Annotated in this window: 23 protein-coding genes; 10 read left to right on the forward strand and 13 right to left on the reverse strand. The window is 65.2% G+C overall.

Annotated elements, in window-relative coordinates; all coding sequences use genetic code 11:
- Nucleotides 1–109: 109 nt before the first annotated feature.
- A complete protein-coding gene (locus OSJ75_RS19995) occupies nucleotides 110–769 on the reverse strand; it encodes a ribonuclease HII (protein WP_267229249.1) in 660 nt (219 codons plus the stop codon).
- A 205-nt stretch (nucleotides 770–974) separates the two neighbouring features.
- Nucleotides 975–2,126, reverse strand: a complete 1,152-nt coding sequence (locus tag OSJ75_RS20000) for a PA0069 family radical SAM protein (protein WP_267229250.1) — start codon at nucleotides 2,124–2,126, stop codon at nucleotides 975–977.
- A gap of 143 nt (nucleotides 2,127–2,269) precedes the next feature.
- Here OSJ75_RS20000 and OSJ75_RS20005 point away from each other — a divergent pair, with 143 nt between their 5' ends.
- Complete coding sequence (locus OSJ75_RS20005; RefSeq protein ID WP_267229251.1) at nucleotides 2,270–2,776, forward strand: glycosyltransferase family 2 protein; 507 nt, start codon at nucleotides 2,270–2,272, stop codon at nucleotides 2,774–2,776.
- Between the two features lie 3 nt (nucleotides 2,777–2,779).
- Here the strand turns inward: OSJ75_RS20005 and moaB are convergent, their stop codons facing one another.
- The 6 genes from moaB to OSJ75_RS20035 all read right to left on the reverse strand — a co-directional run bounded on the left by moaB (nucleotide 2,780) and on the right by OSJ75_RS20035 (nucleotide 6,433).
- Nucleotides 2,780–3,331 (reverse strand): molybdenum cofactor biosynthesis protein B, encoded by a 552-nt coding sequence (gene moaB, locus OSJ75_RS20010; protein ID WP_250014914.1) that lies wholly within the window; start codon nucleotides 3,329–3,331, stop codon nucleotides 2,780–2,782.
- Between the two features lie 2 nt (nucleotides 3,332–3,333).
- Complete coding sequence (locus OSJ75_RS20015) at nucleotides 3,334–4,218, reverse strand: 4-(cytidine 5'-diphospho)-2-C-methyl-D-erythritol kinase (RefSeq protein ID WP_267229252.1); 885 nt, start codon at nucleotides 4,216–4,218, stop codon at nucleotides 3,334–3,336.
- 5 nt (nucleotides 4,219–4,223) lie between these two features.
- Nucleotides 4,224–4,409: a hypothetical protein gene (locus OSJ75_RS20020; RefSeq protein ID WP_250014911.1), complete on the reverse strand. Its 186-nt coding sequence runs from the start codon at nucleotides 4,407–4,409 to the stop codon at nucleotides 4,224–4,226.
- Between the two features lie 96 nt (nucleotides 4,410–4,505).
- Nucleotides 4,506–5,363, reverse strand: coding sequence for a S49 family peptidase (locus OSJ75_RS20025; RefSeq protein ID WP_250014909.1), 858 nt, complete (start codon nucleotides 5,361–5,363; stop codon nucleotides 4,506–4,508).
- Between the two features lie 71 nt (nucleotides 5,364–5,434).
- Nucleotides 5,435–6,208 (reverse strand): tRNA1(Val) (adenine(37)-N6)-methyltransferase, encoded by a 774-nt coding sequence (locus OSJ75_RS20030; protein ID WP_267229253.1) that lies wholly within the window; start codon nucleotides 6,206–6,208, stop codon nucleotides 5,435–5,437.
- Between the two features lie 3 nt (nucleotides 6,209–6,211).
- Entirely contained in the window at nucleotides 6,212–6,433 is a 222-nt protein-coding gene (locus OSJ75_RS20035; protein ID WP_250014904.1) for a DUF2007 domain-containing protein, read from the reverse strand.
- A gap of 186 nt (nucleotides 6,434–6,619) precedes the next feature.
- On the opposite strand from OSJ75_RS20035, the gene OSJ75_RS20040 reads away from it, so the two are divergent.
- The 7 genes from OSJ75_RS20040 to OSJ75_RS20070 all read left to right on the forward strand — a co-directional run bounded on the left by OSJ75_RS20040 (nucleotide 6,620) and on the right by OSJ75_RS20070 (nucleotide 16,305).
- Nucleotides 6,620–7,636 (forward strand): polyprenyl synthetase family protein, encoded by a 1,017-nt coding sequence (locus OSJ75_RS20040; RefSeq protein WP_250014902.1) that lies wholly within the window; start codon nucleotides 6,620–6,622, stop codon nucleotides 7,634–7,636.
- A gap of 119 nt (nucleotides 7,637–7,755) precedes the next feature.
- Nucleotides 7,756–9,513 (forward strand): tetratricopeptide repeat protein, encoded by a 1,758-nt coding sequence (locus tag OSJ75_RS20045; RefSeq protein WP_267229254.1) that lies wholly within the window; start codon nucleotides 7,756–7,758, stop codon nucleotides 9,511–9,513.
- 238 nt (nucleotides 9,514–9,751) lie between these two features.
- Entirely contained in the window at nucleotides 9,752–10,687 is a 936-nt protein-coding gene (locus OSJ75_RS20050) for a glycine--tRNA ligase subunit alpha (protein ID WP_256473344.1), read from the forward strand.
- Nucleotides 10,687–12,981 carry a glycine--tRNA ligase subunit beta gene (gene glyS, locus OSJ75_RS20055; protein ID WP_267229255.1) on the forward strand — a complete coding sequence of 765 codons (2,295 nt, stop codon included), beginning with the start codon at nucleotides 10,687–10,689 and terminating at the stop codon, nucleotides 12,979–12,981. The genes OSJ75_RS20050 and glyS overlap by 1 nt, the downstream gene beginning before the upstream one ends.
- Nucleotides 12,982–13,115: 134 nt before the next feature.
- Entirely contained in the window at nucleotides 13,116–14,108 is a 993-nt protein-coding gene (locus OSJ75_RS20060; protein WP_267229256.1) for an L-threonylcarbamoyladenylate synthase, read from the forward strand.
- Complete coding sequence (locus tag OSJ75_RS20065) at nucleotides 14,105–15,520, forward strand: FAD-binding oxidoreductase (protein WP_267229257.1); 1,416 nt, start codon at nucleotides 14,105–14,107, stop codon at nucleotides 15,518–15,520. The genes OSJ75_RS20060 and OSJ75_RS20065 overlap by 4 nt, the downstream gene beginning before the upstream one ends.
- Before the next feature lie 212 nt (nucleotides 15,521–15,732).
- Nucleotides 15,733–16,305 carry a DUF6101 family protein gene (locus OSJ75_RS20070; protein ID WP_250014890.1) on the forward strand — a complete coding sequence of 191 codons (573 nt, stop codon included), beginning with the start codon at nucleotides 15,733–15,735 and terminating at the stop codon, nucleotides 16,303–16,305.
- Nucleotides 16,306–16,313: 8 nt separating this feature from the next.
- Here OSJ75_RS20070 and ubiA read toward each other — a convergent pair whose 3' ends face one another.
- Nucleotides 16,314–17,309 carry a 4-hydroxybenzoate octaprenyltransferase gene (gene ubiA / locus OSJ75_RS20075; RefSeq protein ID WP_267229258.1) on the reverse strand — a complete coding sequence of 332 codons (996 nt, stop codon included), beginning with the start codon at nucleotides 17,307–17,309 and terminating at the stop codon, nucleotides 16,314–16,316.
- A gap of 147 nt (nucleotides 17,310–17,456) precedes the next feature.
- On the opposite strand from ubiA, the gene purD reads away from it, so the two are divergent.
- Nucleotides 17,457–18,734, forward strand: coding sequence for a phosphoribosylamine--glycine ligase (gene purD, locus OSJ75_RS20080; protein ID WP_267229259.1), 1,278 nt, complete (start codon nucleotides 17,457–17,459; stop codon nucleotides 18,732–18,734).
- Between the two features lie 743 nt (nucleotides 18,735–19,477).
- On the opposite strand, the gene OSJ75_RS20085 is transcribed toward purD, so the two are convergent.
- The 4 genes from OSJ75_RS20085 to ltnD all read right to left on the reverse strand — a co-directional run bounded on the left by OSJ75_RS20085 (nucleotide 19,478) and on the right by ltnD (nucleotide 23,779).
- The gene (locus OSJ75_RS20085; protein ID WP_267229260.1) at nucleotides 19,478–20,656 is read right to left on the reverse strand and encodes a GH25 family lysozyme; all 1,179 of its coding nucleotides are present in this window, start codon (nucleotides 20,654–20,656) and stop codon (nucleotides 19,478–19,480) included.
- 119 nt (nucleotides 20,657–20,775) lie between these two features.
- Nucleotides 20,776–22,065, reverse strand: coding sequence for a 3-oxo-tetronate kinase (gene otnK, locus OSJ75_RS20090; RefSeq protein WP_267229261.1), 1,290 nt, complete (start codon nucleotides 22,063–22,065; stop codon nucleotides 20,776–20,778).
- A 5-nt stretch (nucleotides 22,066–22,070) separates the two neighbouring features.
- Nucleotides 22,071–22,847, reverse strand: coding sequence for a 2-oxo-tetronate isomerase (otnI, locus tag OSJ75_RS20095; protein WP_267229262.1), 777 nt, complete (start codon nucleotides 22,845–22,847; stop codon nucleotides 22,071–22,073).
- A 2-nt stretch (nucleotides 22,848–22,849) separates the two neighbouring features.
- The gene (gene ltnD, locus OSJ75_RS20100) at nucleotides 22,850–23,779 is read right to left on the reverse strand and encodes an L-threonate dehydrogenase (protein WP_416362595.1); all 930 of its coding nucleotides are present in this window, start codon (nucleotides 23,777–23,779) and stop codon (nucleotides 22,850–22,852) included.
- A 164-nt stretch (nucleotides 23,780–23,943) separates the two neighbouring features.
- On the opposite strand from ltnD, the gene OSJ75_RS20105 reads away from it, so the two are divergent.
- Entirely contained in the window at nucleotides 23,944–24,939 is a 996-nt protein-coding gene (locus OSJ75_RS20105; protein ID WP_267229263.1) for a LacI family DNA-binding transcriptional regulator, read from the forward strand.
- The last annotated feature ends 6 nt before the right edge of the window (nucleotides 24,940–24,945 follow it).

The following is a 24,945-nucleotide window of genomic DNA, read 5'->3' on the forward strand; positions in this document are numbered from 1 at the left end:
GGAGCTCAGCATGAGGGAGGTGCAACTCACCATGCGGGAAGTTGGCTCGGCATGCGGGAGGCGGAGAGTCAGGAATGAGAGCGGGGCGCTCGGGGCAGAATCGACCCTGTCAGGCGATGCGGTCCTTCAGCGGGGAGAAGCTGAAGCGGTGCAGGCCGGTCAGCGGGCCGTGCTGTTCCATGGCGTTGCGGTGCATTTCCGTGGCGTAGCCGGCATGCTGTTCCAGCCCGTAGAGCGGGTAGTAGCGGCCGGTCTGCGCCATCATGCGGTCGCGCGTGACTTTCGCCAGGATAGAGGCGGCGGCGATGGAGACCGAGCGCTGGTCGCCCTTGATCAACGCCGTCGCCGGGCAGGGCAGGCCGGGGGCGACATCGCGCCCGTCGATGAGGATATGGCCGGGCAGGATCGCAAGGCCACGCGCCGCGCGGCGCATCGCCTCCAGCGCCGCCTTCAAAATGTCGGTGGCATCGATGGCCGGGGCGGAAATGCTGGCGACGCAGCAGGCCAGCGCCGTCGCGGTGATCGTCTCGAACAATTCCTCGCGCCGCGCCGCTGTCAGCCGCTTCGAATCGTCCAGCCCTTCCGGAATCTTCTTCGGATTGAGGATGACCGCCGCCGCAACCACGGGGCCGGCGAGCGGTCCGCGTCCGGCTTCGTCTATGCCGGCGACGAACTCGACACCGGAACGCATCCATTTGCGCTCGCTGGCAAAGTCCGGCTTGGCGGGCTCCAGGGGAAGCAGCAGAGAATCAGAACGCGATCGAGACATCTTGCGGCGACACTCGCATTCGTTCCGATTCTCTGCAAGTCCCTGATGCTCGGGGGGCGGGTGGCATCAGGGAGGCTCGTCCCGGCGAGGTTGGGGTGCCGCCGGGACGAAGGGGAAGCTTTCACTTGGTGCGCCTTCCGGAAAAGTCGGTGGATTTCTCCACCGGGAAAACGCGTAGAAACAGGGCGCCAGTGAACCCGGATCACTAGAAAAGCGATAATTGCTGGCTCGCGGGTGTGGGCGCGAACAGGTCGGTCCTCAGCCTCTTCTTGTTCGTGTTGATGCCGAGGCGTTTTGTCGCCAGCTCGAAACGCCGCCCGATCTGCCAGGCATAGGGCCCTTCGCCGCGCATGCGCTTGCCCCATTCGGCGTCGTAATCCTTGCCCTGCCGCATGGAACGGACGAGCGACAGCACATGGCGATACCTGTCCGGGTAGTTGCGCAGCAGCCATTCCTTGAAGATCGGGCTCACCTCCAGCGGCAGGCGAAGCAGGACATAGCCGGCCTCGCGCACGCCCTGGGCATGGGCCGCGTCGAGAATGCGCTCGATCTCATGGTCGTTGAGCCCGGGAATGACCGGCGCCACCATCACGCCGACGGGAACGCCCGCATCCGCGAGGCCGCGCAGCGCCTGCAGCCGCCTTGTCGGCGTCGAGGCCCTCGGCTCCATGGTGCGGGCGAGCCTGCCGTCGAGCGAGGTCACCGAAAGGCAGACCTTGGCCAGCCCCTTCTCGGCCATGCGCGCGAGAATGTCCTGGTCGCGCATGACGAGCGCCGATTTGGTGACGATGCCGACGGGATGCTGATGCTCCTCCAGCACCTGCAGAATATCGCGCATGATGCGCCATTTCTTCTCGATCGGCTGGTAGGGATCGGTATTCGTGCCGATGGCGATGGTCCTGGCCTGATAGCCCGGCCGGGACAATTCCTTGTCGAGCATCCTCGCGGCGTCGGGCTTGGCGAACAGCTTCGATTCGAAGTCGAGCCCAGCCGAAAGCCCCATGTAGGTGTGCGTCGGCCGGGCGAAACAATAGATGCAGCCATGCTCGCAGCCCCGATAGGGATTGATCGAGCGGTCGAAGCTGATATCGGGGGAATCGTTGCGGGTGATGATGGTGCGCGGCTTTTCCACCTGGACATCGGTCTTGAACGGCGGCAGGTCCTCGATCGTCTCCCAGCCATCATCATAGACGTGCCTGGTCTCGCTCTCGAAGCGCCCTGTCGGGTTGATGCCCGCACCCCGGCCGCGCCGGCGTTCGGAATCGACGCGCAGGCCCGTCTCGTCGAGCAGCGCATTGGCATGTTGCGCCCGGCCATCGCCGAAAGCGGCCTTGTCAGCCTGCACTACAATATCCATTGCATCCTCCCTCTTCAGGAACGGCTCGATTCGCATCGCTGCTAAACATGAATCTATTCCTAGCACGCGGATAGAACAAAGCAAGAACAATTTAGCCAAAAGCAGTGATGGAAATTTTCGCGCGCTTGCTATAATTGCTTTTTATGATCTCCGTCCTGATTGAAACCCACAATTCCGACGAACTTCTGGCCAGGACGCTCACCGGTTTGGTCGGCGGAGCGGTGGAGGGGCTGTTGAGCGACGTCATCGTCGTCGATCATGGCTCGCAGGACCAGACGCACCGCGTCGCTGATGCGGCCGGCTGCATCTTCCTGCAGGACCAGATGCTGATCGATGGCTTCATGCGGGGCCGCAGCGACTGGTTCCTGCTGCTGGAGCCCGGCGCGCGCCTCATGGATGGTTGGATCGAGCCGGTGGCGGTGCATGTGGAGCGCATGCAGGGGCCGGCCTGTTTCACCCGTGCCTCCCTGTATCGGAAGCCGCTGTTGAAGCGGCTGTTCTCGGCGGCCAATCCCATAGCGGACGGCCTGCTTATATCGCGCCGCCAGTCGCTGACATTGCTGAAGCCGGATACGAGGGCGGCGGATCTTGCGCGCGGGCTGGCCATGAAGCGCATGCGTGCCGAGATCGTGCCGGCGCCGGCCAGATAGGTTTCAGCTTGCAGCGCCGCGGCGCAGGTGCTCGTCGAGGCGCGGCATGATCTCGACGAAATTGCACGGCATGTGCCGGTAGTCGAGCTGGTGCTGGAGTATGCCGTCCCAGGCGTCCTTGCAGGCGCCGGGCGAGCCGGGCAGGACGAAGACGAAAGTCGAATTCAACAGGCCTGCCGTCGCCCGCGACTGGATGGTCGAGGTGCCGATCTTGTCCTGCGATATCCGGTGGAAGACGGCGGAAAAGCCATCCATCCGCTTCTCGAATATGGGCTCCAGCGCTTCCGGCGTCACGTCGCGGCCGGTAAAGCCGGTGCCGCCGGTGGTGATGATCACATCGATCTCCGGGTCCTCCGACCAGGCGATGACCTTGTAGCGGATCACGCTGAGCTCGTCGGCGACGATGGCGCGGTCGGCGAGGATATGCCCGGCCTTGACGATACGCTCGGCGAGGGTCGCGCCGGATTTGTCGTCGTCCGTGGTGCGGGTGTCCGAGACGGTCAGCACCGCGATCTTCACCGGCACGAAGGCGCGGCTTTCGTCTATCCTGTCCATGATCATCCCTCCGCCGGACTATGTGTGGCCATGACGAACCAGTCCGGATGCTGTTGTTGCAGGCGCTGCGCGGCAAGCGCCGCCGCCGCGTCGCTGTCATAGATGGCAAAGCAGGTCGCACCCGAGCCGGACATGCGCGCCAGAAGCGGGCCGGTATCTTCCAGCGCGTGAAGCGTGTCGTCGATCCTCGCCGAGAGCTTGCGCGCGGCGAGGTAGAGATGGTTCTGCGTTGCCGCGAGATAGTCGCAAAGCGCCGCCGCCGAGGCGAGGCCGGGCAATGGCGGCAAGCCGGGATTGTCGCGCCGGTCGAGCGCCGCGAAGGCCTGCGGTGTCGAGACGGCAAGGCCGCAATTGGCCAGTACCAGCGACAGATGCGGAAACTGCGCCACCGGCTCGATGGCTTCGCCGATGCCGCGCGCCATGAGCGGGCGCCCGTGCAGGCACATCGGCAGGTCGGCGCCGAGCTTCAGCGCGACCGGCAGCAGGGCTCCGGGCTCGATCTGCAGGCGCCACAGCCGGGCGAGAGCCAGCAGGACCGCCGCTGCGTCGCTCGATCCGCCGCCAATGCCGGAGGCGATGGGCAGGTTTTTCTCAAGATGGATGGCAACGGCGCCCGAATGCCGGGGGAAGAGCGAACGCAGGGCGTCGCGCGCGCGGATCACCAGATTGCCGTCGTCCGCCGGCAGTCCCGCCGCGAAAGGGCCGCCGATGGCGAAACTGTCGGCGGCGGCGCTTTTCACGCTGATGCGGTCGCCATGGCCGGCAAACACCACGAGACTGTCGAGGAGATGATAGCCGTCGTCGCGCCGGCCCGTCACATGCAACGCAAGGTTGATCTTGGCGGGAGCAACACGGCTCACTGTGCCGGGCGCTGGGCTGTCGAACATGGTTTTCAGTCTTTGCGCAGGCGGTATTCACCGGTTTTCGGATCGCGCACCAGGGTGCCGTCGGCCCTGTTCTGCGCTTCCTTTTCCGCCTCGCGCACACGCTGCGAAACGCGCTGCGCCTCGCGCTTGAAGGAGCGGTAGCCATAATAGGCGGCGAGGCCGACAAGCAGGAAGAAGATCAGTTGTGGCATCGGCGTAACCCTCGAAACATGCGGCTGTTCAAGACCAGATATAGCATGGCCGGCCGCGCTTGCCAAAGCGGCCGGTGCGGAAATTCCGGCTCCCGTCTACAGGCCGAAACGCGACCACAGGGCGCGTTCCTCCACGGAAGCCGCCAATCCATTGGCGAGACCGGCGCCGAGACGCTCCAGCCCCACTTCGGCGGAGGGCAGCCTGCGGCCGAAAAGCCCGCGCGGCTGCGAGATCAGCTTCAGCCTGGTCTTCGGCCCGTATTGCGCCTGGAGATGCGAGCGCATGTCGCCGAGGCTATCGACTAGCCCGAGTTCGAGGCCGCGGATCCCGGTCCAGAACTGGCCTGTGAAGAGGTCCGGCGCCTCGCTCAGCTTGTCGCCGCGCCGCTCCTTGACGAGGCCGATGAAGGTCTCGTGGATTTCGAGCTGCAGCGCCTTCAGATGTTCGATGTCGTCCTTGTTTTCCGGGCGGAAGGGGTCGAGCGTCGCCTTGTTCCTGCCGGCCGTATGGACGCGCCGCTCCACGCCGATCTTCTTGATCAGTTCGGTGAAGCCGAAGCTTGCCGAGACGACGCCGATCGAGCCGACGATGGAGGAGGGGTCGGCGATGATCTCGTCGCCGGCGAGCGCGATCATGTAGCCGCCCGAGGCCGCGACATCCTCGACGAAGACATAGACCTTCTTGTTCTTTTCGCTGGCGAGATCGCGGATGCGCCGGTAGATCAGCCGCGACTGCACGGGCGAGCCGCCGGGCGAATTGACCGAGATGGCGACGGCCGGCGCGTCCTTGTCGGCGAAGGCCTTTTCGAGCACCGAGGCGGCCGTGGCGATCGACAGATTGTTCTGGAACCGGCTGTTGCCCGACATGATGGCGCCGTGCAGGCGAACCACGGGAATTTCGTGATGGTCCGGGCGCCAGCGCCGCGGCAGCAGATTCCGGATGAATCGGGGCAAGGGGCTCTCCTCATTGGTGGTGTTTCAACTGGCATGTAGGCGGCTGCGGCGGAATGACAATCCCGCCACGGCTAAAAAAGCCCGGCGAGCCCGTTGTTGATGGCGTCGGCGCGCGGCGTGAAGCCGTTTCCGCTCTCGTGATGGATGATCAGCGGCGGATGCAGGGCGAGGGGCGCCTTGCTGCCCTTGACGGCGCGCACGAGGATGCGGATGGCGGCTTCCTGCGGGCGGGGCTGAACCGGGACGATGACGATCTGGCCGAAGCGGCCGCGCAGGGCTTCGAGGATTTCGGCCAGCGAGCCCGGGCGGGCGATGATGCCGACCATGCCGGACGGCCGCAATATCGCTCCGGCGGTGCGGAGCCAGCCCTCGAACATGCCGGGCGCCATGACATGCGCCTCGGCCCGCAGCGGGTCCGGCGTCGCCCGGTCCGATGCCGCGTTGAAGGGCGGGTTCATGATGACGAAGCCGAAGCTGTCATCCGGCAGGCCGGCCGCGGCGCGGGCCCGCCCGGTCAGCATGACATCGGCTTCCAATACTTCCGCGCGGCCGGCAAGCGCCGCATTTTCGGCAAGTTCCAGCGTCCGCCGGGCGAAACCGGCCATGAAGGCCGAACGCTCGATCAGCGTCGCGCTCGCCTCCGGGCAGCGCGACAGCACGGCAAGGCCGGCGGCTCCCGCACCGGCGCCCATATCCGCGATCCGGCCGTTGAAACCGTCCGGCACCATGCTGGCGAGGATCATGGCATCGACGCCGGAACGATGGCCCTTGAGCGCGGGCTGCACCACGTGGAAGCGGCCGCGATGAAAGGCGTCGACAGTGCTCGTATCGTCGTCCGGCAGCATCGGTCAGTCACGAAGCTCCTGCTCGATGCCGGCGTCGGTCAGGATCTGCCGCGCCTCGGAGGCGTTCGCCTCCTCCACCATGATGCGCCGCGCCAGCACGCCGAGCGAGCCTTCGAGAATGCTCATATTGGCGTCGGCGACGAAGAAGTTGATGTTGGCGTCCTTCAGCAGGGCCTCGACGAAGGAAATCAGGACGGGGTCGTTCGTGCGCATGATTTCGAGCATGTCATTCTACCTTCCGAGGGATGCCGGCTTCCGGCGATGCTGCAAGCCCGCTTGGGGCCTAGCACGATTTGCCTAGCACGATCCAATGGCAGGCATCAAATTCCGCGCGCCAATTCGCCGCTTGCGGCTCGCAGCCGGTCAAAATAAGGTGCACCCGCACGATAGCAGGACAGTAGGAGTTTCGTTTTGGGCGTTGTTGTCAGTCTCGACGAGAAGAAAAGCAATGACGGTTCGGTCCAGCCGCTGGTCGATCTGACCAGGGGCGACATGGGCCGCGTCAATGAACTTATCCTGTCCAAGGCGGGTTCCGATGTCGAGATGATACCGGAGGTCGCCAATCATTTGATCTCCTCCGGCGGCAAGCGCCTGCGCCCGATGATCACGCTCGCGGCGGCGCGCATGTTCGGCTATCAGGGCGATGGCCATGTGAAGCTCGCCACCAGCGTCGAGTTCATGCATACGGCGACGCTGCTGCATGACGACGTGGTGGACGAAAGCGACCTCAGGCGCGGCCGCAGCACTGCGCGCATGATCTGGGGCAACCAGGCCAGCGTCCTCGTCGGCGATTTCCTGCTCGGCCAGGCCTTCAAGATGATGGTCGATGTCGGTTCGCTCGAAGCGCTGGACGTGCTCGCGACATCGGCCTCGATCATCGCCGAGGGCGAGGTGATGCAGCTTGCGGCAGCGAAGAATCTCGAGACGACGGAAGATGAATATCTGGCCGTGATCAAGGCCAAGACCGCGGCGCTGTTCTCGGCGGCGGCGGAAGTCGGTCCGATCATCGCGGCGGCATCGCGCACGGACCGGCAGGCGCTGCGTTCCTATGGCCTCAATCTCGGCCTCGCCTTCCAGCTGGTCGACGATGCGCTGGACTATGGCGGCAATGCCAAGGACCTCGGCAAGAATACGGGCGACGATTTCCGCGAGGGCAAGATCACCCTGCCGGTGGTGCTGACCTATCGCCGCGGCACCTCCGAGGAGCGGCTGTTCTGGAAGGAAGCGCTGGAAAACGGCCAGAACGACGACAAGAACCTCGAAAAGGCCAAGGGCCTGATGACGCGCTATGGCGCCTTGAGCGACACGGTCCAGCGCGCCCGCCACTTTGGCGGCATCGCGCGCGACGCGCTTGCCCCTCTCGATGCGTCGCCGCAGAAGGATGCGCTGCTCGACGTCATCGACTTCTGCATCAGCAGGGTCAACTGACCGGCGGCGCAAAAAGCCGGGGCCGTTTCGGGAAAACTTGTGGTGAAACCGTAAAAAGGCCATGGTTTCGGCCAGGATTCGTATCGAGGGCCACAAGGGTGGCCAAAGAGGAACACAATATGCAACGCAGCAAATTGCTTGGCTCCATCGCGGGCGCAGCGCTGGCCGCCGTCATGGCAGGCTCGATTCCTGCGGCCGCCACCACGAACCAGGCGCCTTCCCTCAGCACCGGCACCTTGTCGGGGGCGTTTCTTTCGGCGCGGACAGCCGAACGCAGCAATGATTTCGACAGCGCCGTCGCCTTCTACCGCGAGGCGCTGCGCTTCGATCCGCGCAATACCGAATTGCGCCAGAGCCTGATGCTCGTCCTTCTGACCGACGGCCAGTTCAAGGACGCGCTGCCGATCGCCGAGGACCTGAAGACCGTGCCGGAGATCGAGCGTTTTTCGCGCCTGGCGCTGGCGGTCGACGCCCTTGCCAAGAAACGCTACCGCTCGGCCGATTCCTACCTGAAGCTCGCGCTGCAGTCGGAACTGGACCGGATGATCACCGGCCTGCTTTCCGCCTTCGCCAAGGCCGGCGCCGGCAAGCCGAACGAAGCTCTTGCCGCGATCGACAAGCTGGAGGGGCCGGAAGGCTTCACGCTGTTCAAGACCTATAGTTCCGCGCTGATCGCCCAGATGGCCGGCCAGAAGGACAAGGCCGCGGCCTTCTACCAGAGCGCCATCGACGACAGGACGAATGTGGCGGCTGCGCCCGATACCTATGAGCGCATCGTCGAATCCTTCGCGCTGTTCAAGCTGCGCTCCGGCGATCGCGAGGGCGCGCAGGAGCTCGTCAGCAAGGCGACGGAGATGCTGTCCGGCCGCATGGTGCTGACGGAATTCGGCAAGAAGATCGCCAATGCGAAATCGGTCGAGCCGCTGGTCGCGACGCCGCAGCAGGGCGCGGCGGAAGTGCTCTATACGGTGGCGACGGCCATCAACCGCGACGGCGGCGAGGCCTTCTCCAAGCTCTATCTGCAGATGTCGCTGCCGCTGAGGCCGAACCACGACGCGACGCTCTACCAGCTCGGCGACATCAGCTCCAAGATGGACCAGTCCGAGCGCGCCATCGAGTTCTTCGACAAGGTGCCCAAGGATTCGCCCTATCGGCGCGATGCCGAAATGCAGCAGGCGATCAATCTCGCCGCGCTGAAGCGCAATGACGAGGCCATCGGCCATCTGAACACGCTGCTCGCCAACGATCCGCAGGACATGCGCACCTATCTCGCCATCGGCAGCATCTATGCCGGCGACAAGAACTTCGCCAAGGCCGCCGAAATCTACGACAAGGCCGTTTTGGCGATCAAGGAACCGGTCATGAACGACTGGACCATCTTCTACCAGCGCGGCATCGCCTATGAGCGGCTGAAGCAGTGGGACAAGGCCGAGCCCGACTTCAAGAAGGCGCTCGAACTCTTCCCCGACCAGCCGCAGGTGCTGAACTATCTCGGCTATTCCTGGATCGACCGCAATATCAACCTGAACGAGGGCCTCGACCTGATCAAGCGCGCCGTCGCCTCGCGGCCGCAGGACGGTTATATCGTCGATTCGCTCGGCTGGGCCTATTACCGCCTCGGGCGGTATGACGAGGCGGTGGTCGAGCTCGAAAAGGCGGTGAAGCTCCGGGCCGAGGACTGGACGATCAACGATCATCTCGGCGATGCCTACTGGAAGGTAGGCCGCAAGCTCGAAGCGACGTTCCAGTGGGCCCATGCGCGCGACGGCAAGCCCGAACCCGAAGACCTCGCCAGGATCGAGGAGAAGCTGAAGAACGGGCTTCCCGAGGAAAAGGCGCCGGGCGTCGCCCAGAACGGCACCGAAAAGGCGAATTGAGGCGAAGCATCGGCATTCCGGCATGGCCCGGCGCCGATGCGAACTGCCGCAGGCTCCTTTTGCTTGACCGGCAGGGCCGCAGGACTTAGAGCCTCTCTTGTCCCGGATGGAAGCATCTGCCGCGCCCCGTGCCGTGCCCTGTGCCGCGAATGGCGCTGCGCCCGATGCAACCCTGGGACAAGAAAGGCTTATCCTCCTCGAAAAGGCTTATCCGGTGACTGCTTCCTTGCCCGACCATATGCTGCCCACCCGTTCGTTCCAGGGATTGATCCTCACGCTGCACAATTACTGGGCGCAACATGGCTGCGTCATCCTGCAACCCTATGACATGGAAGTCGGCGCGGGTACGTTCCACCCGGCGACGACGCTGCGCTCGCTCGGCCCGAAGCCGTGGAAGGCAGCCTATGTGCAGCCTTCGCGCCGGCCCAAGGACGGGCGCTACGGCGAAAATCCCAACCGGCTGCAGCATTATTACCAGTACCAGGTGATCATGAAGCCTTCGCCGGCCAACCTGCAGGAGCTCTATCTCGGCTCGCTGCGCGCGATCGGGCTCGATCCGCTGGTGCATGATGTGCGCTTCGTCGAGGATGATTGGGAAAGCCCGACGCTCGGCGCCTGGGGGCTCGGCTGGGAGTGCTGGTGCGACGGCATGGAAGTGTCGCAGTTCACCTATTTCCAGCAGGTATGCGGCATCGAATGCTCGCCGGTCTCGGGCGAGCTCACCTATGGCCTCGAACGCCTCGCCATGTATGTGCAGGGCGTCGACAATGTCTACGACCTGAATTTCAACGGGTTGGAAGGGGCCGAGAAGGTCACCTATGGCGAGGTGTTCCTGCAGGCCGAGCAGGAATATTCGCGGCACAATTTCGAACATGCCAATACCAGCGTCCTCTTGCGCCATTTCGAGGATGCGGAAGCCGAATGCGAGGCCCTGCTGCGCGCCGGTGCGCCGAAGGCCGGCGACAACAGCCCCTTGCACAGGATGGTGCTGCCCGCCTACGACCAGTGCATCAAGGCATCGCACGCCTTCAATCTTCTCGACGCGCGCGGCGTCATTTCGGTGACGGAGCGGCAGAGCTATATCCTGCGCGTGCGCAATCTTGCCCGCCAATGCGGCGAGGCCTTCCTGTTGACCGATGCCGGCGGCGCGAATTTCAAGAGTGAGTCCCTCTGATGCCTGATCTATTGCTTGAACTGCGATCGGAAGAAATACCCGCGCGCATGCAGCGCAAGGCTGCCGGCGACCTGAAGAAGCTCGTGACCGACGGGCTGGTCGAAGCGGGCCTGACCTATGAGGCAGCCGGAGACTACTGGACGCCGCGGCGTCTCACGCTCGACATTCGCGGCCTCAACGCCCGCTCGCGCGATGTGCACGAGGACCGCAAGGGACCGAGCGTCAATGCGCCGGAACAGGCGATCGCCGGCTTCCTGCGCTCGGCCGGGCTCAGCGATATATCCGAGGCGCATGTCCATACCGATCCGAAGAAGGGCGATTTCTACGTCGCGCACCTGACCCGGCCGGGCAGGGCCGCCGAAGAGATCATCGCCGAGCTCCTGCCGCGCATCATCCGCGATTTCCCATGGCCGAAATCCATGCGCTGGGGCGCGGCATCGGCGCGGCCCGGCAGCCTGCGCTGGGTACGTCCGCTGCAGTCGATCCTGTGCACCTTCGGCCCCGAGACCGAGGAGCCGGTCGTCGTCGATTTCGAGATCGACGGGCTGCGCGCCGGCAATGTGACCTATGGGCACCGCTTCCTCAGCGACGGCGCGCCGATCACCGTCCGCCGCTTCGACGATTACGTGGCGAAGCTCGAAAAGGCCAAGGTCGTGCTCGATGCGGACCGGCGCAAGGAGATCATCCTTTCCGACGCGCGCAACGTCGCCTTCGCCTCCGGCTTCGAACTCGTCGAAGATGAGGGCCTGCTGGAGGAAGTGGCCGGCCTCGTCGAATGGCCCGTCGTTCTCATGGGCGAATTCGAAGAGGAATTCCTGACCATACCGGCCGAAGTCGTTCGCCTGACGATCAAGACCAACCAGAAATGCTTCGTGACGCGCAAGCCCGGCGACGAAAGCGGCCTGTCGAACCGCTTCATCCTCGTTTCCAACATCGAGGCGGCGGATGGCGGCCGCGAGATCGCCCATGGCAATGCCAAGGTGGTGCGCGCGCGCCTGTCGGACGCCCTCTACTTCTGGAACACCGACCAGTCGGACCTGCCCGATCTCCAGCTGCTCGGACCTTCCGCGGCGCGCTTCGGCCTCGACCTCGGCAAGCCGCTCGACCAGCGCATGGCCCGCCTCGACGCGCTCGACGTCACCTTCCATGCACGGCTCGGCACGCAGGGCCAGCGCGTGGCGCGCATCGTCGCGCTGGCGCGGCACATCGCACCGCTCGTCGGCGCCGATGCCGATCTGGCAGCCCGCGCCGCCAGCCTTGCCAAGGCGGACCTGACCACCGAGATCGTCGGCGAATTTCCCGAATTGCAGGGCAGCATGGGCCGCAAATATGCGCTGCTGCAGGGCGAGCATGCTTCCGTCGCCGCTGCTGTCGAGGAACATTACAAGCCGCTCGGTCCCTCCGACATCGTGCCGAAGGACGCGGTCTCGATCGCCGTCGCGCTGGCCGACAAGCTCGACACGCTGGTCGGGTTCTGGGCCATCGACGAGAAGCCCACCGGCTCGAAGGACCCGTTCGCGCTGCGCCGTGCGGCGCTCGGCGTGATCCGGCTGCTGCTTTCGGGCGACTGGAAGATTTCGCTGCTGCCCATATTCGAGTTCGCCTTCGCCCAGCTGCGCGAAAACCACGTCGAGGGCCGTATCGAAGCCTTCGAGACGGCACAGGCGAAGCTTGGCAGCGGCGATGTCGATGGCGAGGAAGATGTCGTCAATGCCATTTCCGGCTTCGAGAAGCGCGTGCGCGGCGAGGTTTCCGAACAGGCGCATCCGGTCCTGCTCGACCTGCTGGCCTTCTTCCACGACCGCATGAAGGTGCATCTGCGCGATCTCGGCGCGCGGCACGACCTGATCGATGCCGTGATCAGCGAGGGCGCCGACAATCTGATGCTGGTCGCCCGCCGCGTCGAAGCGCTGGTGGTCTACCTGAACACCGAGGAGGGCCGCAATCTCCTCGCCGGCACCAAGCGCGCCGCCAATATATTGAGCGCCGAGGAAAAGAAGGGCACCACGGTCACCGCCGCCCTCGATCCCGCCCTGTTTGCGATGGATGAGGAGCGCGTGCTCTTCACCGCCATCGGCGAGGCGGAGGCTGCTGCCGCCGAGGCGGTGGCGCGCGAGGATTTCGCCGCGGCCATGTCGGCGCTGAGCGTCCTGCGCGAGCCGGTGGACAGGTTCTTCGACAAGGTGCTCGTCAATGATCCGGACGCGGCGATCCGCGCCAACCGCCTGGCCTTGCTCGATCGCATCCGCATGGCGACCGGCACCGTGGCCGATTTCTCCCGGATCGCCGGCTGATCTTCGGTCGGTGATCCAGCCCCGGCGGCAGCGATTTGCCGTATGACGTCATTCGCTGAGTTCATCAGCGGATGACTTGCAGCCCGGCCTGCGCTCCGTTAGAGCCTTCATGATCAAACTGGGATCGTTGTGGCATGGCCAAAATCATGGGAACCGACGCGCAAGCCATTTCGGCAGCGGCAGACGCCCTGTCGAGGGGCGAACTCGTCGCCATTCCCACCGAGACCGTCTATGGCCTCGCCGCCGATGCGACCAATGGCGAGGCGGTCGCCCGCATCTTCGAGGCCAAGGGCCGGCCGCATTTCAATCCGCTGATCTGCCATGTCGCCAGCATCGCCATGGCCGAGCGCTATGCCGAAATCGACAGCCTGTCGCGCCGCCTGATCGAGCAGTTCTGGCCCGGCCCGCTGACGCTGGTCCTGCCGCTGCGCGCCGGCACCGCCATTCATCCGCTGGTCGCGGCGGGGCTCGATACGATCGCATTGCGCATGCCGCGCGGCGTCGCTGGCGCGATCATCGCCGCGCTGGACCGGCCGCTTGCCGCGCCGAGCGCCAATACGTCCGGCCGGATCAGCGGCACCAGCGCCGAAGCCGTGGCCGACGATCTCGGTACGCGGATCGCGCTGATCCTCGATGCCGGCCCGTCGGAAGTCGGGCTCGAATCGACCATCGTCCGGGTCGAGGGCGAGACGGTCAGCCTGCTGCGGCCCGGCGGGCTGGCGGCGGAGGAAATCGAGGCGACGCTCGGCCGCAAGCTCGTCCGGCTCGACCAGCAGGCGGCGATCCAGGCGCCGGGCATGCTCACCTCGCATTATGCGCCGGCGGCGGCGGTGCGGCTGAATGCGCGCGAGCTGCGCGACGGCGAGGCGCTGCTGGCATTCGGGCCGGAGCGCGCCGCCGGAGCCGAAAAGGCCGCCGCGACCCTCAATCTCAGCCCAGGCGGCGACCTGCGCGAGGCTGCGGCCAATCTCTTCGGCTTCATGAAGCAGCTGGACCGTCTCGGCGGTGCATCCATCGCCGTCGAGCCGATACCTTTCACCGGCCTCGGCGAGGCAATCAATGATCGTCTCACCCGTGCGGCGGCGCCGCGCGGTCTGGCGGTCGACGAACTGGAACGGACAAGATGACCCTGACACCCGAGCTTATCGAACGCTTCACGGCAATAGTGGGCGAGGCCAATGCGCTGCGCGAGGCGCAGGACATCGCGCCCTTCCTGCTGGAGCCCCGCGAGAAGTTCGGCGGCGCGACGCGGCTGGTGCTGCGCCCCGCAACGGTGGAGGAAGTGTCGCAGATCCTGAAGCTCGCCAATGAGACCACGACGCCCATCGTGCCGCAGGGCGGCAATACCGGGCTGGTCGGCGGCCAGATACCGGATTCGACCGGCAGCCAGGTCATCCTGTCGCTTGGCCGGCTGAACCGCATCAGGTCGATCGATCCCGCCGGCAATCTCGCCGTCGTCGAAGCCGGCGTCATCCTGCAGAAGCTGCAGGAGGCGGCGGCCGATGCGGGCCGGCTGTTCCCGCTTTCGCTGGGTTCGGAAGGCTCGTGCCAGATCGGCGGCAACCTCTCCTCCAATGCCGGAGGCACCGCCGTGCTCGCCTATGGCAATACGCGGGAGCTCTGCCTCGGGCTCGAAGTGGTGCTGCCCAATGGCGAGGTGCTGAACGATCTTCGCCGCGTCAAGAAGGACAATACCGGCTACGACCTGAAGGATGTGTTCATCGGCGCCGAGGGTACGCTCGGCATCATCACCGCCGCCGTGATGAAGCTCTATCCGCTGCCGAAGGGCAAGGGCGTCGCCTATGCCGGCCTCGCCAGCCCGGAGGCCGCGCTGCAGCTTCTCAGCCTGGCGCAGGACCATGCGGGGCCATCCCTGACCGGCTTCGAGCTGATGCCGCGCATCGGCGTCGAGTTCTCCGTCCGGCATACGGAAGGCGTTCGCGACCCGCTGCAGGAGCCGCATGACTGGTATGTGCTGATCGACATATCCTCGTCGCGCTCGGCCGGGGATGCGCGCGAAACCATCGAGGCGATCCTGACGGAGGCGTTCGAGGCCGGTCTCGTCGAGGATGCGACCATTGCCGAAAGCACGGCGCAGGAGAAATCCTTCTGGCACATGCGCGAGGCGATGTCGCACGCGCAGAAGCCGGAAGGCGGCTCGATCAAGCACGATATTTCGGTGCCGGTCGCCAGCATCCCCGCCTTCATCGCCGAGGCGGATGCCGCCGTGCTCGAAATGATCCCCGGCGCGAGGATCGTGTCGTTCGGGCATATGGGCGACGGCAACCTGCATTATAACATCTCCCAGCCCGTCGGCGCCGACAAGGACGCCTTTCTTGCGCGTTGGCCGGAGGTGAACAAGCGCGTGCACGATATCGTCCGCTCCTGTCACGGCTCGATCTCGGCCGAACATGGCATCGGTCAGCTGAAGCGCGAGGAACTGGCCCTGACGAAATCGCCGGTGGCGCTCGACCTGATGCGGCGCATCAAGCTCGCCTTCGATCCCGCCGGCATCATGAACCCGGGCAAGGTGATCTAGCCCGAAACGCCGGGAACCTTACCAGTTTCTTGGCCCCGGTTGGCTTTCGATAACCATTCGATCTAATCATAAAGAGTTAACCCCGTTCATTAAGCGGTCTTGGGAAAGAGCGCGCTATTGTCAGTCCAACGAGACCCAGAAGGGTCCGCTCCTAACAGGGAAAAAAGAGAAGCCCGGGAAAACCGGCTCTCAGGATCGACAGAAGGCGTCAAATGAAACAAGCCGGAACCAAGCCGGTTTGGGCAGGCCGGGAACTCCGGCTTGACCCATTCCACCTGCCCCAGACCGTAACCTACGCCACCCGCGATGACAGTGGCGACATCACCTTCACCCTGCATGAACGCGGCGCCGTGCTGAAGCGGCTATTGCCGGCGAGCCACCTGCCGGTTTCCATGGCGCTGCCGACATGCGCCTTTCGCGGCATTGCCGCCCGCGCGGTGGAGGACGATGCCGGCGACATCACCGTGACGCTCGAACTGATGCACACGGACCCGCAGCTTTCGGTGCCATTGCTGGTGGCGCATGATCTCAACGATGTCGCCGCCGACTGGCGCGCATGGTCGTCGATCTTCGCGCTGCCGATGCTGATGGTCGAGGAAGACGGCGTGGCGCGGCCGCTCGAACACAAGGTCGGCCCGGTGACCGTGCGCGAAGCCATGCCCCGCCGCAAGGGCAGCGAGGCAAACCGCCGCCGCCCGCGCTTCCTGGCGCGCCGCCAGGTCGGCAATCTCGGCATGCGGCTCGTCATCGGCGGCGAAGAGATAATCCCGCAGCGGGCGCGGTAGGGCGCCCGTCAGACGAGCGGCTTGACCACCGTCCACAGGCCGCCGGCCACGAGGCCGAGGAAGATCAGCCAGCCGACGACCGTGTTCGACTTGAACAGGCGCAGGCATTCGGCGGGATCGTCGATGTCGAGCACGCTGATCTGGCGATACATGTGCGCGCCGGCGGCAAGCAGCCCGGCAATGGCCGGCATCGGCACTTCGGCGAGGGCGAATGCGCCGAGGAACAGCGCCAGCGCCCCGCCATAGAGGATCATCAGCGCCTCGCGGGTGCGGCTGCCGAAGAGCCGCGCCGTGGAACGGACGCCGACGAGAGCGTCGTCCTCCTTGTCCTGATGGGCATAGATCGTGTCATAGCCGATCACCCACAGGATCGATCCGGCATAGAGCAGCACCGGCGGCCAGCCGAGCGTGCCGAAATGGGCCGACCAGCCGACGAGCGCGCCCCAGGAGAAGGCGAGCCCGAGCACGAGCTGCGGCCAGTTGGTGATGCGCTTCATGAACGGATAGACCGCGACGATGGCGAGCGACGCCACGGCAAGGACGATGGTGAAGCGGTTGAATTGCACGAGCACGACGAGACCGACCAGCGCCTGCAGCGCCAGGAACAGCCTGGCCTGGCTGCGCGTCACCTGGCCGGAGGGCAGCGGCCGCGAACGGGTACGCGCCACCTGATTGTCGATATCCTCGTCCGCAAGGTCGTTATAGGTGCAGCCCGCGCCGCGCATGGCGACGGCGCCGATGAGGAAAAGCAGCAGATGCCAGAACGAGGGCAGCACGGAGACGAGCGGGTCGCCGGTCCGCGCGCCAGCGGTCGCCGCCAGCGCCGTCGCCCACCAGCAGGGCCAGAGCAGCAGCCACCAGCCGATCGGCCTGTCCCAGCGGGCGAGCTGGGCATAGGGCCAGAGCCGGTTCGGCAGCACCCGGTAGACCCAGTGGCCGGACGGCGCATCGAACACCCGGCCGCGCGCCTGCGCCGATTGGATGATGTCTTTTTCTGATGTCATGGCGTGACCTTGCAGCGAGACGTCGCACAGTCAAGCGCAATGAGGGTTTTCAAGCGGATTTTTCGATTGGCCGCTTGACCCCCGGGCTGCAAAGCCATACCGAAACCTCGAATTTCCTTGAATCTGGCCAGCGCGGAGCGAAATCCAATGAAAGTCCTGCTTATCGGTTCGGGAGGGCGCGAACATGCCCTGGCATGGAAGATCGCGGCGTCGCCGGTGCTGACGCAGCTCTTTTGCGCCCCCGGCAATCCGGGCATGGCCGCCGTCGCCGATTGCGTGCCGCTCGATCCCGCCGATCACGCGGCGATCACCGCCTTCTGCCGGGAAAATGCGGTGGATTTCGTCGTCATAGGACCGGAGGCGCCGCTGGTGGCCGGTCTTGCCGATGATCTGCGCGCCGCCGGCATATCGGTGTTCGGGCCCTCGAAGGCGGCGGCCCGGCTCGAGGGGTCGAAGGGCTTCACCAAGGATCTCTGCGCCCGTTTCGGCATTCCGACCGGCGATTACCAGCGCTTTTCCGAGGCGGGCCCGGCAAAGGACTATATTCGTGCGAAGGGCGTGCCGATCGTGGTCAAGGCCGACGGGCTGGCTGCCGGCAAGGGCGTCGTCGTCGCCTTCGGGCTCGAGGAAGCGCTCGATGCGGTCGACGCCTGTTTCGACGGCGCCTTTGGCGGCGCCGGCGCGGAAGTCGTCGTCGAGGAATATCTCGAGGGCGAGGAGGCGAGCTTCTTCTGCCTTTGCGACGGCAGGACGGCCATTCCCTTCGGCACGGCGCAGGACCACAAGCGCGTGGGCGAGGGCGATACGGGCGTCAATACCGGCGGCATGGGCGCCTATTCGCCGGCGCCGGTGATGACCGACGCCATGATCGAGCGCACCATGCGCGAACTGATCGAGCCGACCATGCGCGGCATGGCGGAACTCGGCTCGCCCTTCAGCGGCACGCTTTTTGCCGGCCTGATGATCACCAGCGACGGACCCAGGCTGATCGAATACAATACCCGTTTCGGCGATCCCGAGACCCAGGTGCTCATGCTGCGCCTGAAGGACGACATCCTGCTCCTGCTCAAGGCGGCCGCCGATGGCGCGCTCGACCAGGTGTCGGTGCGCTGGAACGCCGAGCCGGCGCTGACGGTGGTCATGGCGGCGCGCGGCTATCCGGCAGCGCCGGAAAAGGGCAGCGTCATCCGCGGCGTCGATGCGGCCGCAGCGGGCGGCGACGTCGAGATTTTCCATGCCGGCACGGCGCTGCGCAATGGCGAACTCGTCGCCAATGGCGGCCGCGTCCTGAACGTCACGGCGAGCGGCCGCAGCGTGAGCGAGGCGCAGAAGACCGCCTATGAAACCATCGCCCGGATCGACTGGCCGGAAGGCTTCTACCGCCGCGATATTGGCTGGCGCGCCATCGAGCGCGAGCGGTCCTGAGGCTCGCTGCCACCAACCACCTCCCTCATGCTGAGCCAACCTCTCGGTTGATGGCAGGAATGTTATTGCGTGCTTCGACGGGCTCAGCATGAGGGGTGTGGGTTGGTGGCAGGTAGGTAGTTCTGCAAGCTCTCGACACCTGCCAACATCTCAGAACCACCACCCTGCAAAACTCTATTTCCCCTCATCCTGAGCCTGTCGAAGGGCGCTGCAACGTTTGTGCAATCCCTTATGGAGATGCTGGATACAGAAAATCCGCACCACGCCCGCGAAAATTGCGTCTGGTCATTGAAATGGGGGGAGACGGGCGGTCTTCAGCGCGTCAGTATGGTATCAGGGTCGAGGTCCGAAGACCGCCCGCGACGTCTTTGCCTGCTGTTGTCACGCTTGTCAGACGCAACAACCCGGAAAACGAAGCGCCACCTCCGTTTCCTTCTGCAGTTTGCTTGATGGTCGGGGTTGTCACTTCCGACCATCCGGCAACGCCACCCTTTCCCAGCTTGTCGAAACAGCACCGGAAGCTGCTCCCCCACTGGAAAGGACCGAATCAAAATAACCCGGTTTCAAACAGGTGGGATAAGTATCGACTTATCCCACCAGAAGGGACGTGTGTTGCATGAATAAAGCGGGCGCTTCAACAAGCGCAGGATGAGGATGATTGATTTGATTGCAGAAAAGCAGGGAGCCAGGATCTGAAACCTCGCAGAATTATCCCCCTGCCAAACACCCAAGAGCGAAATCCCCTAATTGGCGGCGATGTCCGTCATTGCCACACATTGCCGGGCGCCCCCCGAGGCGGCGAACCGGGCGCGCGCGGGCTCGGCGAGCGCGGCCCTTATGTCGGCGAGCGTCGGCGCGGCCTTTGGCGGAATGGCGGCGGTGGTAACGGTGTCTACCGCGTCGGGTCCTTGCCACAGGCGACCGGCGTCCGCCATGAGCCGCGACGCGGCCTGCGGCAGGGTGCGCACCGCGCCAAGCAGGGCGCGGTAATCGACGAGCGGCGGCGCGGCGGCCGCCATCAGGATGTCGTCGCGATCATAGGGCCGCGAGCCGGGCAGGGGCACGCCATCCGGCGGCAGGGCCGGCACGAGTTCGCCGAGGGGCCAGGCCGCCTTGAGTTCGGCAACGCTCATATCGGCTATGTTGACGTCGATATCGCGATTGGTGCCGGCAGGGCGATAGGGGCAGCGCGCCTCGGTGCAATTGCTTTGCGACGCGAACTGCCACAGGGCGTAGTCCTGCCAGTTGCCCTTGGGGAAATGCGGCGCGATATCCGCCTCGTAGCGGGCATACCAGAGCTGGAGCCGCGAAAGCACCGGAAATTCCAGCCTGTTCTCGGCGATATGCCTGGCGGTGGTGCCGTTCGTATAGAGAACCGGATAGCGCCCGGTCCGCAGCTTGATATGTTCGGCGAAGATCTCCGCATCGCGCAGCGACATGAAGCGCGTCGGGTCATTGTCCTCGATGTCGATGGCGATCAGCTCGTCATCCGCCGGCTCGGCATAGTCGATGAAATGATTGGCCTGCTCGATCGGATCGCCCGGGCGGCCAAGATGATAGGCGCCCCATTTCAGTCCCATCGCCTTCGCCAGCATCTTGCGCGTGTGATAGAGCTCGCGCGACACTGCGTAGTTGCGCCAGATCCGCCGGCACAATTCCTGCTGCATGGCATCTTCGATGCGCTTGCAATGATAATTGACCGGCACGCCATCCGAGCCCTTGTGGATGAAGGCGGCGATGCGCGGGTCCTTGGCGATCTCGACGAGGTTGAACGTGTTCTGCTCGTAGCCGTCGAGCACGATGGCGCGGTTCTTGTCGGTCCACGGCGTCCTGAACTCCGACTCCGCCCGCGATGCTTCGGCGGGGCCGAAGAGGGCAAGCACTGCTACAAGCAGGGACAGGCCGGAATAGCGGTATGCCAAATTTTCGCCCTCGCGCCTCAAGGGGTTCAGTGACCAGAATGTGAATGCTGGCCCAGCAGGGTTAACACCGCGTTAACTACGCCTGGTCTTCCAGCTAGCGCCCCGTTTAGCGCCCCTGTTTAGCGCATGGCGTCCAGCGCCTGAGCGAAGAAATCTTCGCCGCCGAAATTGCCGGATTTGAGCGCGAGCAGCATGTCGTGGCCGCCGCCGACCGTGCGCAGGACCGGAACGCCCGGCGCAATCTCGGGCCCGATCAGGAAGGCCGGGATAGCCAGCCGATCGACCGCCGCGCCGGAAGTTTCCCCGCCCGCCACCACCAGCCGCCGCACGCCGCGGGCGACGAGTTCGGCCGCTATGGTGGACGTCGCCTGCTCGATCGCATGGCCGGAGGCGTCGCGCCCATGCCTTGCCTGCAGGCTGGCCACTTCCTCCGGCGTTGCGCTGGCGGCGATGGCGACGGGGCCCTTCGCAAGGCGCTCGCCGGCCCAGGCAAGCGCCCGTTCGATCTCCGCCGTGCCGGCCAGCAGCTTCTCCGGATCGAGCCGCAGCACGGGCATGGCCTTCTCGGCCGCAGCCAGTTGCTGCAGCGTCATCCGCGAGCAACTGCCGGCGATGATGGCGGCATGCCCGCCGACGGGCGCGCCGATGCCCGTATTCCCGGTATTGGTTTCCCCGGTCCTGCCATCCCCGGTTCCGTGCCTGCGCCTCAGGGCCCGCGCCAGGCCGAGACCGAGGCCGGAGGCGCCCGTCGACAGTCCATGATCGGCGGCGACTTCGCCGAGCACTTCGAGATCGTCCTCGGCGATGGCATCGGCTATCGCCATGGTCCGGCCTTCGCCGGCGAGCAGCGCCATGCGCTGCCTGACCGCGTCCGCACCGGCGCGGATCGTCGCCAGATCCACAAGCCCTACCGCTTGCCGCGTCTGCCGTCCGAGCACCCTCACGAGATCGGAATCATGCATCGGGTTCAGCGGATGGTCCTTCAGCGGGCTTTCGTCGAGCGGCTGGCCATTGACGAAGAGATGGCCGAAATAGACCGTGCGCCCGGTTTCGGGAAAGGCCGGCGTCACCAGGACCGGCGCCTGCTGCCCGGCGAGCAGCGCTTCGGTCACCGGCCCGATATTGCCGGCATCGGTCGAATCGAAGGTCGAGCAGATCTTGTAGAGGATGTGCGCCGCGCCCTGGCCGCGCAGCCAGTTCCCGGCCGTCCGGGCTGCGGCCACGGCCTCGCCGGCGGGCACCGACCTGATCTTCATGGCGATCACCACCGCATCGACATCGGGCATGGCAAGGCCGGGATCGGGTATCCCCACCGTCTGGATGGTGCGCAGGCCGTTCTTCGACAAGGTATTGGCGAGGTCGGATGCGCCGGTATAATCGTCCGCTATGGACCCGAGAAGGATTGCCATGTCAGCTAGCTCCGCTTGAAGGACTGGAACCAGCGGAGGCCGTCCAGCGTGTGGTTCCTCGGATTGTATTCGCAGCCGACGAAGCCGGCATAGCCGAGCCGGTCGAGCTCCGCGAACAGATAGGGGTAGTTGATCTCCTCGTCGTCCGGCTCGTGGCGCGAGGGGACGCTGGCGATCTGGACATGCCCGATGATCGGCAGGAGCCGGCGCAGCGCCATCACCACATCGCCATCCATGATCTGGCGATGATAGATGTCGAACTGGAGCTTGAGGTTGGGCAGGCGCAATTCCTCGATCAGCGCCGCCGCGAAGGCGAAATCGTCGAGAAAATAGCCGGGCATGTTGCGGCCATTTATCGGCTCGAGCAGGAGGTCGATGTCGGCAGACGCCAGCCGTTCAGCCACATGGACGACCGAACGGCGATAGGCGGCGCTTGCTGCGGGGCTGGAGCGGTCGGCGATTCCGGCCATCAGGTGCAGGCGCCGGACGCCGGTCGCGGCAGCATAGTCGAGCGCGCGCCCGACGCTGGCCGCGACATCGTCGAACCGTTCCGGCAGCGCCGCCATGCCGCGTTCGCCGCCGGCCCAGTCGCCGGGCGGCAGGTTGAACAGCGCCTGTTCCAGCCTGTTGCGTTCGAGGCGCAGGGCGATTTCACCCGGCTCCACCTCATAGGGGAACAGATATTCGACCGCGCCGAAGCCCGCATCCGCGGCGGCGTCGAAACGGTCGAGAAACGGCCATTCGGTGAACATCATGGTGAGGTTGGCGGCGAATTTCGGCATGTCTATTTCTCCGGTGCCATGGGCAGCTCAGTGCCGGAAAGACCGGCATAAAGCCGGGCGAGCGAGGAATCGTCGTCGCGGCCCATGCCGCTGCCGGAAGCCGCCAGATACATCTGCAGCGCGGCGGCGGCGAGCGGGACGGGATAGCGGGCATTGCGCGCCATGTCCTGGACGATGCCGAGATCCTTGACGAAAATGTCGATGCTGCTCAGCGGCGTGTAGTCGCCGTCGAGGATATGCGGAACCCGGTTTTCGAACATCCACGAATTGCCGGCGGAGGCGGTGATGACCTCATGGACCTTGTCGAGATCCAGCCCCTGCCGGGCGGCAAAGGTAATGGCCTCGCAAGCGGCGGCGATGTGAACGCCGGCGAGCAATTGATTGATCATCTTGAATGCCGCGCCCGTGCCTGCTGCGTCGCCAAGTTCATAGACCTTTGCCGCCATGGCATCGAGCGCCGGCCGCGCCTTGAGAAACGCCTCCGGCGTGCCGGATGCCATGATCGTCAGTTCGCCGCCGAGGGCCTTGACGGCACCGCCGGAAACCGGCGCATCGAGATAGTGCAGGCCGGCGGCTTCGACGCGCTGCGCAAGATCGCGCGCCGCCGCCGGGTCCATGGTGGCGGAGGACACGAACACCGCGCCGGGCTTCATGGCCGTGGCCATGCCGTCGTCGCCGAACAGCAGCGCCTCCGTCTGCTGCGCATTCACCACGACGCAAACGACGATATCGGCGTTTCGAACCGCATCGACGGCCGAGGCGGCGCTGCGCGCGCCGAAGGCGGCGAGCTTTGCAAGTGCTGCCGGCGCGATATCGAACCCGGCCACGTCATGGCCGGCCCGGGCAGCGGAATGCGCCATTCCGAGCCCCATCGAACCCAGTCCGATGACGGCGATGGTGACGCCGCCGCGATTGTTCTCATTGGCCAAAATATCGGTCTCCTCCGCCCAATCGACATGGATCGCCTCGCTCAAGAGGGCAGTCCGATGGTAAACCACGAATTGGCAGCGCTGCCAATAATAAAATGGTAGCGCTGCCAAAATTTCCCTATTATCCGTGGCATGGAGGAAGAGGCTGCAAGGGGAGAAATCGGCCCATGGGCACAAGGCAGCAGTCGGCGACGCTGGCGCAGGTTGCGGAGGCGGCCGGCGTCGGTGAAAGCACCGTGTCGCGGGTATTGAGGAACCATGGTTCCTTCTCCGCCAAGACCCGGGAGCGCGTCCTGTCGGCGGTGGAACGGCTCGGCTACGTGCCGAACCGCATTGCCGGCACGCTCGCCTCGTCCGGTTCGCCGCTCGTCGCCTTCGTCATTCCGTCGCTTTCGAACATCGTCTTCGCCGATCTTCTGGGCGGCGCCATCGGCACGCTGGAACAGGCGCAGCACCAGGCGGTTTTCGCGGTGACGGATTACGATGCCGAGCGCGAGGAAATGCTGGTCGCCTCCATGCTCGCATGGCGGCCGGCGGCGATCATGCTGGCGGGTTATGAGCATACGGAGCGCACTGTGCGCACGCTTCAGGCGGCTTCCTGCCGTATCGTGGAACTGCTCGACATCGATGGCACGGCGCTCGATCTGGCGGTCGGCTTCTCCAATCATGCGGCGGGGCGGGCCAGCGCCGGCTTCCTGCTGGAGCGCGGATACCGCCGGATCGGCTATGTCGGGCATGATCTCAAGCGCGATACGCGCGCCGCCAAGCGCCATGCGAGTTTTCGCGACGCGCTCGTCGACAACGGCGCCGGGCTGGCCGGCGAGGAGATCCATCCGGGCCGGTCCTCGGTGGAGGAGGGGCGCGGGGCGCTGTCGCGCCTGCTGGCGCGGCATCCGGATCTCGATGCGGTCTATTTCTCCAATGACGACATGGCGCTCGGCGGATATTTCCACTGTCTGGCCCAAGGGATCGCCATCCCGGGCCAGTTGGCGATATTCGGCTATAACGGCCTCGATATCGGCAAGGCCATGCCGCAGCCATTGTCCACCATCAGGACGCCGCGCGCCGCCACGGGTGAGGTGGCGGCAAAACTGATCGTCGACAAGGCACCGCCGCAGATCGTCGATCTCGGCTTTGAACTCATCACTGGCGCCACCGCCTGACATCGG

The sequence above is a fragment of the Phyllobacterium sp. 0TCS1.6A genome (assembly GCF_026420825.1).
Classification (GTDB): domain Bacteria; phylum Pseudomonadota; class Alphaproteobacteria; order Rhizobiales; family Rhizobiaceae; genus Phyllobacterium.